This is a genomic window from Flavobacterium fluvii (assembly GCF_900129545.1).
In the GTDB taxonomy this organism is placed as follows: domain Bacteria; phylum Bacteroidota; class Bacteroidia; order Flavobacteriales; family Flavobacteriaceae; genus Flavobacterium; species Flavobacterium fluvii.
Genome location: NZ_FQWB01000002.1, coordinates 198,330 through 209,936, shown reverse-complemented (window position 1 = coordinate 209,936; position 11,607 = coordinate 198,330). Strand labels below are relative to the sequence as shown.

General features: G+C 37.4%; 4 protein-coding genes. 1 reads left to right on the top strand and 3 read right to left on the bottom strand.

The annotated features are described in order from the left end of the window. Positions 1-41: 41 nt before the first annotated feature. The 3 genes from BUC16_RS06520 to BUC16_RS06510 form a co-directional block, all read right to left on the bottom strand. Positions 42-3,218, bottom strand: coding sequence for a SusC/RagA family TonB-linked outer membrane protein (locus BUC16_RS06520; RefSeq protein WP_073369088.1), 3,177 nt, complete (start codon positions 3,216-3,218; stop codon positions 42-44). A gap of 503 nt (positions 3,219-3,721) precedes the next feature. Beyond that, the gene (locus BUC16_RS06515) at positions 3,722-5,236 is read right to left on the bottom strand and encodes a RagB/SusD family nutrient uptake outer membrane protein (protein WP_073369085.1); all 1,515 of its coding nucleotides are present in this window, start codon (positions 5,234-5,236) and stop codon (positions 3,722-3,724) included. Positions 5,237-5,243: 7 nt separating this feature from the next. Beyond that, positions 5,244-8,384: a SusC/RagA family TonB-linked outer membrane protein gene (locus BUC16_RS06510; RefSeq protein WP_073369082.1), complete on the bottom strand. Its 3,141-nt coding sequence runs from the start codon at positions 8,382-8,384 to the stop codon at positions 5,244-5,246. Between the two features lie 490 nt (positions 8,385-8,874). On the opposite strand from BUC16_RS06510, the gene BUC16_RS06505 reads away from it, so the two are divergent. Further along, positions 8,875-11,604 (top strand): glycosyl hydrolase, encoded by a 2,730-nt coding sequence (locus tag BUC16_RS06505; RefSeq protein WP_073369080.1) that lies wholly within the window; start codon positions 8,875-8,877, stop codon positions 11,602-11,604. The last annotated feature ends 3 nt before the right edge of the window (positions 11,605-11,607 follow it).

Genomic DNA, 11,607 nt, shown 5'->3' with positions numbered 1-11,607 from the left:
TCTATTATTTTAATGTTAGTTTTTTACAACACAATTATTCGCTAAAATCCAACCTCAATTCCCATAACAAAACTTCTGTTGTAGTAGGTAGTATTTACATCAAAATCATACCAATCCAATGACTGATACAAACTACCAGGGCTTATGGCCTGCGCATACAATTTCATATTCGCTACACCCATTTTAGTGGCAAGCTCTTCCGGGAAATTATACCCCAACGAGATATTACGAATTTTGACAAATCCTGCTTCCTGGAATCCAAGAAGCCCGGAGTATTTATCCGCAGAACCGGATGTAGCCTGTGCCAATATCGGTTTTTGGAATTCTGCCCCCGTGTTGATTGGTGTCCAATAATCGGTTTCACGCTGGTTGGCATGGGAAGTCAATGCCTCCCCACCTAAAGATGCCATATACCCCATACGTCCATAAATTTCTATTCCCAATTCAAACCCTTTATATTCGAAGGTATTATTCCAACCCATTGTCCAATTAGGATTGCTGTTGCCAAGAACCACACGGTCAGCAACAGTCATTTTGTGATCTCCATCTTGGTCTACAGGACGCACGTTACCTACCGTAAATCTATCTCCGTTGGGTACGGCATTCCATATTGCCATTTCAGCAAGATCCTCGGGCGTGTTTTGCCAAATCCCAGCGTTGTCGAAACCGTATCTAACGTTGATTGATTCGCCTATAAACCATGCATTGTCCGGCATATCACCATTCTTGCCATAGGCCAATTCCTCGATTTTATCTTTTTGCCAAGCGCCGATCAAGGTAGTTTCCCATATAAATCCACTTGTGGTCTGCACCGGTATCAAATTAAGCGTAACCTCAACACCAGTGTTATTTGTTTTACCTATATTGGCAAAGGTTGTTGGAAAACCTGTCAACGTAGGTATAATCATTTGCATTATCAAATCACTTGTGTATGACTTGTAGAGTTCTACACTACCATTAATTCGGTTATTCAAGAAAGCAAAATCAACACCAAGGTTGTATTGGGTTGTTTTTTCCCATCCAAGTTCAGCATTAGCCATTGAATTCTGGGTTCCTGTATAATAAGGTTCATTGGTCGTATAACCTGTTTGGTTGGACATACCGTTAAAAGGAAGAAAAATTTTACTAATATCCCCTTTTGTTGAATACGGATCCACTGATGAGTTACCTGTTGTACCAAACCCTAAACGAAGTTTCAGATTATCAACCCAAGCTACATCTTTCATAAAATCTTCTTTGCTGATTCTCCATCCAAGAGCCGCCGATGGAAAAAAATCCCATTTATGACCTTCGCCCAACTGTGAAGCCCCGTCCCATCGACCAGACACTGTCAACAAGTAACGACCATCATAACCATAGTTCAAACGAGCCATATAAGAACTAAGTTGACGCTCCGTAAGACCGGAGCTCATATGGGCTTGATTAGCAGGATTGGTAATATCAACCGTACCGAAAGCATTCCACAAAAAGGATGGCTTGTCTATATTAGTGGCATCCATCGATGAGTTTTCAATATTCCATGAGGATGCAGTCTGAAGCAAGGTTGCTCCAACATTGTGTTTTTCCTTAAAGGTACGATCGTAGGTCAGCATATTGTCTAATGTCCACGAAAAATCACGACGATTCTGAAGTCTGGCAAAATTAGTTCCCGGACTTCCGTCAGCATTAGTTCTTCTCACAGAAGTTCCGTCAATATAGACACCTTCTCTCCAATGACGAAAATCAGGTCCAAAATTCAATTTATAACTAAGACCTTTCACGGGCTCCCATATCTTGCCGATATCAAATGTAGCCGAGAAATTTCCTAAAAGACGCATAATTTGTGACTGTTGCGTACTTTTTTCCCATTCATTTATAATGCTAAAAACACCATTTTCTCCCCCTGGATTGATAATGATTTTACCATTTGCATCATAAGGAACGGCCATATTATAAATGGCTTTGGCCTGTCCATAGATTGCGTTTGGATTGGAATTACTACCCCCACCCAAAGTTGACATACCAAAATCCTGTTCACTCCATGTAGCATTCAAGGAAGCGGTCATTTTAAACCAATCCACAGGATTGATATTTGTGCTGGCTTTTGCAGTATAACGTTTATACCATTGTCCTTTTTGAGTACCTTCATCATCCAGGTAGCCAAAAGAACCATAACCATTTATTTTTTCGGAACCGCCACTTGCACTCAAAACATGTTCAGTAGTAATACCTGCTTGAGTAACATACTTAGTCCAATCCGTATTGGTGACTTTGGAAGGATCCCAAGTACCACTCATCCAACCTTTCATTACATTGTCCCTAGAAGTTTGGCCGTCAAGAGAACTGGCAAAAAGAGTTAAATCATTAGCATAAGTAGGAGTATCTGGATGAGGAGGAGGAGGAGTTCCAGGTGCTGGGGGTAGATTGTATTGAGCCCAACGTCTGAAATTAATAAAATCAGCGGCACTCATCGAAGGAGATCTATCTACAATTTCAGTTGTGGTAACTGTTCCTGCATAATTCAAGGTAAACTTGCCTGATTTCCCTTGTTTTGTTGTAACAATAATAACCCCGTTGGCTCCACGCGATCCATAAATGGCCGTGGCAGAAGCATCCTTGAGGATGTCAATAGACGCAATATCTCTTGGATTAAGCGTTTCAATGGAAGATGCCGACATCAAAGGCACGCCATCCACTACATAAAGCGGATCATTCGTTGCCGTCAATGAACGATTCCCTCGAATACGAACGCTTCCAAGAGTTCCCGGACGCTCGCTTGATGTGATATCCACACCGGCAGCTTTACCTTGCAAGCCCTGAAGCGCATTCGTCACGGGACGTGATGTTAATTTTTCGGCACTGACACTTACAATTGCACCCGTAACATCCGATTTTTTTACCGTACCATATCCCACAACCACAACTTCACTTAGTTGGGCGATATCGTCAAGAAGCACTATATTCTCCACATCTGATTGTCCAACAGTTTTTTCGACCGTTTTAGAACCTGTGGAACTAAAAACCAAAACTTGTCCTGGAGTAACCGATATGGCATATTTTCCATCCATATCGGTACTGATTCCGGTCGTGGTTCCTTTAATGACCACATTTACGCCAGGTATTGGTAATCCTGAACTGTCCGTAATCGTTCCTTTAACAACTTTGTTCTGGGCGTAGCCCGATGAATACATCAAAGTAAACAGGACTAAAATAAACAAAAAGGTAATTTTTTTTTTCATTTTAAGTTGATTTAATAGTTAAATTAATTACATGAAAAACGGAACCTATCTGCCCTAGCCTGCTATTTTTTTATTAGAGCAAAAAAGCTACCCAAATTTACTAAATACCTGAGAACAAGCGCATTAACTATAAAATATTAACATATTTTTTAATTTTCATTTGCGTTTTTTTAATCTATTTATTCTTATATCACATAAAAACAACACTATTTTTATTACAAACACGATAAAACCAACATATTTTTACCATAACCAATTAGGTTCCAGTTATTTGAATTCAATAAACAATATTTAAAACAAGAGGGCTTTTAAAACAGATAACAGATAAAAACATCAAAAAAGCCTCCTTTTTTTTGATGCAAATTGTTAAAATAATAAAGCGATCAATTTTCAGGATAATTATAAAACCAAAAAAAGGCAATACTCAAGTTATTGCCTTAAAAAAAAAGTGCCATGGTCTTTTGACTATGGCACTTTCTATTAAATAAAAACTAAACTAAAAATTAATCATAACCCGGATTTTGATCATATAGTCCTGGAGCAGCTAACCTTTCTTGTAATGGAATTGGATACAGCAAAGAGTTTTTATCTATGGTAAGGATTTTCTTTTGGGTATCTTCCAACGTTTTCCAATTATTCATGATAGTCAAAGCATTACCTGACCTAATTAAATCAAACCATCTTGTTCCTTCTGAAAAGAATTCTTTTCTTCTTTCGTCAAATAACTGGGCCAAAGTCGTATTTGTAGCGTTTGCCGGAATACCAGCTCTTGTTCTAACCTGATTCATGATTGCATCCACGTCTGCTTGAGTTCCACCACCGCCGTGAAGTGTACATTCTGCCATCATCATCAATACATCGGTATATCGAAGAACCATAAAATCTATCCCCCAGTCTGTACGAGATAATCCATATCTGGTTTTGTCTATGTATTTCTTGAAAACAGGAAGCGTATATGCAAGACCTGAAGCAGTGTAACTGGTTGCGATACCAAATATTTTTCTTTTGTCGGTGGCAGCAAAACTGCTGACAAGTCCAGTCGAAATTGGTCTAGCTTCCAACGATCCTTGTGCAGACAAACCAATAGACGTAAAATAAGGCTCGTATCCCACTTCAATTACAAAATTTCCACCTACATCATTTCCTGAAGTATAAGGAATCGTCAAAACGTTTTCTTTATTAGTCAATCCTTCTGTTGTGAATATAGTGGCATAATCAGTTCCGAAAGCATATTGACCACTTCCTTTTACATCATTCAATTGTTGGTAAGCTTTTGCCCATTCGTTGAGTCCCAAAGTAGACCCATCTATACCATAAGTTGGACTAGAACGCGTCATGTACACGAGACCCAAAAATGCTTTGGCAGCAAATCTGTTTACTCTTCCATAGTCAGCAGCCAAATAAGAAGGTGGTAAATCAGTTATTGCTATCTGTAAATCGGATAAAATTAAATTGTATATCTCGGCAACAGGAGTTCTCCCGATTTGTGCAGATTCTTGGGCTGTCACTGTTTTATCGATTAATGGAACTCGACCAAACCATCTTATCAGGTCAAAATAACAGAATGCCCTGAGAAAATGAGCCTCTGCAGCCATAATGACCCTATCGGCAGGAAGAGGAATAACATTTCCTTTTTCAACTAATTTTTCTAGTAACTGATTTGCATAAAAGATGGCTTTATAATTACTTACATAAGCTTCTTTAACATAAGAATTGGAACTTATTGATGTATAAAAACTATTTATACCCTCCCATTCTCTTGAAGCAGTGGTAGTAGCATACAAATTATCGGATCTCGTTTCACTTAAATTCAACACCCTGTTGGCATAACCATATTCGTTGGCACCATGAAAAGCCCAAGAATAAGTTGCATTTCTCGCTTGAGCAAAATCGCCCGGAGTAGCATAAAAATTCTCTGCAGTCGCTTGAGACAATGGAAGTTGGTCAAGTTGATTTTCACATGATCCAAGAGAAAACAGCATAAAGATATTTGCGGCAAAATAAATATATTTTTTCATCGTAATTTTAATTAAAATTAATGTTAAGTCCTAAAACTATTGATCTAGCTATTGGGGCTCCTCCATAATCAACAGGAAGCGAGAAATTACCATCGGAACTTGCTGAAGTATTTACTGCGTCTGGATTATAACCTACTTTGTATTTATCCCAGTAGAACCAGTTTTCTCCAGTGATGTACAATCTCGCATTATCTATTCTTGTTAATGATTTTACAGCTTCGCGTAAATTATATCCTAATGTTATGCTTCTAATACTAACATAATCTGAAGAATACAACCAATCCGTATTCGCTTGAAATCCAAAAGAAGTTCTCCAGTTTCCTCTAACCGCAGGGTTAACATCAAGGGTGTTTTCTACTGAAGCCTGTCCTGTACGATCGATAGCTCTTCCTATTAATCCGTAAACAGTACCACCATTTTGACCTTGAACCAAAATATTCAAATCTAGATCTTTGTATTTGAATGTATTGGTAATTCCCCAAGTGTATTTAGGGGTAGGATTTCCAGCATCAACACGGTCATCTGCAGTAATTTTTTTATCACCATTTTGATCTACATATCTTGGATCTCCAAGCACTAATTTATTTCCTCCAATAGTAGTGCCTCCATTATCAATATCAGCCTGGGTTAACACACCATCTTGTTTCAATACAAATAAGGAATACATTGGTTTTCCAACTTCTAATTTCACAAATGGGATACCGCTAAGTCCGGTGGCTGCTATTTCGATTTTTTGTTGACCAGGTCCTAATGCCAAAACTTCATTTTCGTTATGACTTAAATTCAAGGAAGTTTTCCATTGAAAGTCTTTAGAAGCAACGTTAACAGTGTTCAATTCTGCTTCCCATCCTTGATTCAACACGCTTCCAATATTAGTTAGGTAACTGCTAAAACCTGATGAACTTGTTATAGGCACATTCAACAATAACTCTTGATTTTCTTTTCTATACACTTCAAATGATCCAGAAATCCTGTTTTTTAGTATCGAAAAATCGATACCATAATCAATACTTTTAGATTCTTCCCAGTGAACATTGTTATTTTCAATCGACGAAACTCCTTGTCCTATGGCTTGAACTCCTCCTATTGTATAATTATAATTCCCAAGTACCGGCTGAGGATAACTACGAATATTATTACTACCATTTACACCTGCACTAGCTCTCAATTTCAAATCGTTAATCCATTCGACATTCTGCATAAAACCTTCTTGCTTAACTCTCCATCCCAATGACACCGAAGGAAATTCTCCCCATCTTTGTTCCGAACCGAATTTTGAAGAACCATCACGTCTATAACTAGCAGAAATTATGTACTTTTCTTTATAATTATATTGCAATCTGGCAAAATATGAAAGCAAGGTGTTTTTCTCTGCCGTGGTAGATCCAAGCGAACCAGTAGGTAAAGTTTCGGTAACAAAATTAGTATAAAGCGCACCCGAAGAAAGAGTCGATTTAGTAATTTCATAAGAATTAAAAGACTGTCCCAAAAGCAAATTAAAATTATGATCTTTAAACGACTTAATGTAATTCAAAGTATTTTCATTCACTGCATTTTGTCTTCTATAAGTATTATAGGTACCACGAATATCAGTCAATCTATCTCCGGGTGTATAATTCTCGGTAGTATTATCCGTATTGTCAAAATTAAGCGTACTCTTAAGTGTCAAACCATCAACAAGCTGGTAACTTGCATAAGCAGAAACAAGGTTTCTGTACATAGAATTTTGCCCTTTTTTATCCAATAAATTAAGCATGCTTGTTGTAGTGCTTCCCCATAGGTATTTCACGGTATACTTTTCTCCAGCAGCATTTTCGGTATTTTCGAAAACAGGTGTTGCACCAAGTGCTTTGTGCAATATATTGTCTTTTCCTTCTATTCCCGGATCATCTTTAACAGAGTAAGAAGGAGCCAAATTAATTCCCATTTTAAAATTATCCGATAATTTAACGTCAACATTTGCTCTTGCAGAAAACAAGGAATAACCCGTACCAACCATATATCCTTCATTATCTTGGTAACTAGTAGACACATAATAATTAACCGCATCAGTGGCTCCAGAAACAGAAAATTGATAATTACGGAATTCTCCGGTACTGAATACTTGATCTTGCCAATCGATATAATCTATCCCTGGATGACCCGGCATATCCCATCTATCATCATAAAGATAAGTTGGATATCTAGCATTGCTTGGTGTAAGCGGTGTAGTAGGATTTACTGCATTGTAAGCAGCTGTTCTTTGTGCCGTGGTTTGAGAAGCTGACGCTCCAGGAATTCCAGAAGCCACCCATTGTGCATCAATAAAAACTTTTGATCTATCAATCCATTGTTGCGCATCCAAAACATCCACTCTTTTGGCTTCCATATTCAAACCACCATAAGTATTAAAAGTAAATTTTGCTTTCCCTGATTTACCTTTTTTGGTAGTGATTATAACTACTCCATTAGAGGCTCTAGAACCGTAAATTGCAGCCGCAGCCGCATCTTTTAACACTTCTACAGAAGCTAAGTCATTAGGATTTATGTTGTCCAACGGGCTACCGTTGGTGAATCCACCCGAGCCATTTGACGCTTCCGTGTAAATAGGAAATCCATCGATTACATATAAAGGTTCGTTTCCTGCAGTAATAGATCCTGCTCCTCTAATTTCTACACTAAAAGGTGTTCCCGGCAAACCTGAAGTCTGTTTTACTCTAACCCCTGCAATTTGTCCAATCAAACCTTGATCAACTCTTGACATTGGTCGCTCAACAAAATTTTCCGTTTTAATCCCCGAAATTGCCCCTGTGGTTAGTTTTTTCTTTTGTGTTCCGTAACCAATAATTACAACTTCGTTTAAACTAGAGTTTTCAGATTCTAAAGAAACATTATAAGAACTCGCATTACCTACTTTTTGTTCTATGGTTTTAAAACCCAAAAATGAAAATACTAAAGTCTCACCAGAAGACACTGAGAGACTGTATTTGCCATCAATATCAGTTGTAATTCCCTTTTTTGTGCCTTTTACAACAACATTTACACCCGGAATGGGTAGATTGGAATGGTCAATAACTTTTCCTGTGACCACCTTTTCTTGAGCATATCCCGATGCACAAAACAAAGCGCATACGATGAAGCTCATTAAAATAATTAATTTTCTTTTCATGGTTAATAAATTGGTTAGTTAAGAAACAAACATATTTAATAGTATAAGACTTTCTATCCTGCCCTATCCTGCTAATTTTCAATAAATTAATAAGTTCAAAATTTAAATACAATTTCATATTTATAACCAATTAAAAATCAATTAATTAACAAAAAATTAGTTTTTATTTATATATTTTTAGGATTAAAAAAATGATATTAATATTTTTTTTAATCATTAAATTTGAAAAATATATTTTTTCAATACCTAAAACTCTTAAATACAAAAAACAATTGTTTTTTTTTAGTTTCTAAATAACCAAGCAATTCAATTATAACCTCACAGGATGCCACAGGATAGTATTTTTGGCAAGAAATTTTATTTTTACTTTCTTTTTAAATTTTTTATAAAAGTGCCATAAGCACTTAAATTCTGGCATTTTTTTTGCTATTCCTGAAAAAAAATTCAAAGTTCACCGAAAATAAACAAATCAAAAAAATAGTTACAACGAATGAAACAGTATCCATTTAGAATTCTTTTTGCTTTAAGTATGTTGATTAGTTCTACTACTTTTGCCCAAGAAACAACATCTCCTTGGCCAAAGTCCACTAATATCAATCAGCCATGGGCTCGTTGGTGGTGGATGGGAAGTGCTGTAGACAAACCCAACCTTAAAAAAAGTCTTTTAGATTTCCATAATGCCGGAATTGGTGGAGTGGAAATCACTCCTATTTATGGAGTAAAAGGGGAAGAAAACAACTTTATCGATTACCTCTCTCCAAAATGGATGGAAATGTTGGATTACACCATTAAAGTTGCCGACAGTCTTCACATGCAAGTCGACATGGTTTTAGGTACCGGCTGGCCTTATGGAGGATCTCATGTCACCTTGCCCAATGCGGCAACAAAGTTGGTCATAGAAAAATACCCCCTCAAGAAAAATGAAATCTTTGACAAAGAGATAACGTTTGACCCTACCAAAGAAAAAACACCTGCGACACTCTTGTATGTTGTTGCTTATGGAAGCAACGGAACTTATATAAATTTGACCGATTTGCTTAAAGGAAATCTACTCCAATGGAAAGCCAAAAAAACAGATTACACCATTTACGCCGTGTTTAGCGGTAAAACCGGACAACAAGTAAAAAGAGCTGCTCCCGGCGGAAAAGGTTACACGGTAGACCATTATTCCGAAGAAGCACTTAATGCTTATGTTGTTCCTTTCAACAACGCATTCAAGGGTCGCGAAGGAAAAATACGAGCCATTTTCAACGATAGTTATGAAGTATACGGCACCGATTTTACGCCTCGCTTTTTTGAAGAATTTAAAACACTAAGAGGCTATGATTTAAAAGAGCAGTTGCCGCTTTTACTAAACGAAACCGACAATGAAACGGGCAACCGAATCAGGAGCGACTACCGCCAAACCCTATCTGATTTGTTGTTGAATAAATTCGATAAATCTTGGACAAAATGGGCAAACGACAAAAACTTCAAGACTAAACTTCAAGCCCATGGTTCTCCAGGAAATCTTATCGACATCTATGCTTCGGCAGATATTCCGGAATGCGAAACTTTTGGTTCCATGCCTTTTGACATTCCCGGTTTTAGACGCGAAAAAGAAGATATTAGAGAAGGAGATGCCGATCCAATAATGTTGAAATTTTCCTCTTCTGCCGCCCATATTTCAGGAAAGCCATTGGTTTCTTCTGAAACATTTACTTGGTTGAGAGAACATTTCAAAACTGCCTTGTCACAATGTAAACCGGAAGCGGAAGATTTAATGCTGAATGGGGTCAACCATATTTTCCTTCACGGTTCCACCTATTCGCCAACAAGGGCTGCATGGCCGGGATGGAAATTTTATGCTTCGGTAAACTTCAATGCCAACAATACGATTTGGGAAGATGCTCCATCCCTGTTTTCGTATATTGCCAACTGCCAATCGATGTTGCAACAAGGCAAGGCCGACAATGAAATTTTGCTTTACTGGCCTATTTTCGACACTTGGGACAAATACCAAAAAGGCAGTTTGTTTTTCCAATTTAAAATACATTCTTTATCTGAATGGTTGTATGGAACCTCTTTTTACGACACGACCAAAAGCCTGATGAAAAAAGGATACGGCGTAGATTTCATCTCCGATAATTTTATCGCAGAAGCCAAAGTTGTGGACGGAAAAATTAGTTTGCCTGGCGGAACTTTTAAATCATTGATCATTCCTTCCTGCAAAAAAATGCCGTTGGCCACTTTGCAAAAACTAATCGAATTACAAAAAGCGGGAGCCAAAATCATCTTTGAAGGATTGCCTGAATCGGTTCCTGGATTTTACGATTATAAAAAACAAGAACAGCAACTTCAAGCTATTTTAGCGGCAAACAAAACTTCCGTAAATCCTGTTTCGGATATTTTCAAAGCTTTGGACGAAGCTCAAATATTTCCTGAAACCCTTGTGAACTCTGGTTTAAAATTTACCAGAAGAACTATTGACGGAGAAAAAATATACTATTTGGTGAATCATTCTTCCAAAACAATTGAAGATTTTATTCCCTTGCAAATCGGCAATAAAGAAGTCGTTATTTTCGACCCATTGACTAGAGATTATGGCAATGCCGTTGTACAAAAATCGGCCAACAACACCTTGGTTAAACTGAAAATAGAACCGGGACAATCCTACTTCTTGAAAACAGAAAATACCGCTTCGCAAAAGAAATGGAACTATTACGAAAAAACTTCCGATGCTGTTACTTTAAACGGAAAATGGCAAATCAGTTTTGACAAAGGCGGACCAAAACTTCCTCCGGCGGCAACCGTTACCAATTTGGAATCTTGGACTAAATTAAGCCCTGAAGCCGAAGCTTTTTCTGGAACAGCCACTTATACTTTACAATTTAACAACCCAAACGCCAAAACCGATAATTGGAATTTGAATTTGGGGGATGTTCGCGAAAGTGCCAAAGTATGGTTAAACAATGAATTTATTGGCACGGCTTGGTCGGTTCCTTACCAATTGAAATTGGGTAAATTAAAACCGGGAAAAAACACCTTAAAAATTCAAGTTACCAATCTAGCTGCCAATAGAGTTAGGGACATGGAATTAAAAGGACAAGAATGGAAGATTTTTTACGAAATAAACATGGTTGACAAAGATTACAATAAATTTGATGCCACCAAATGGAATCCAATGCCTTCTGGATTATTGGGACCAATTACCATTACACCTTTAAAACAACAAAATTAATCA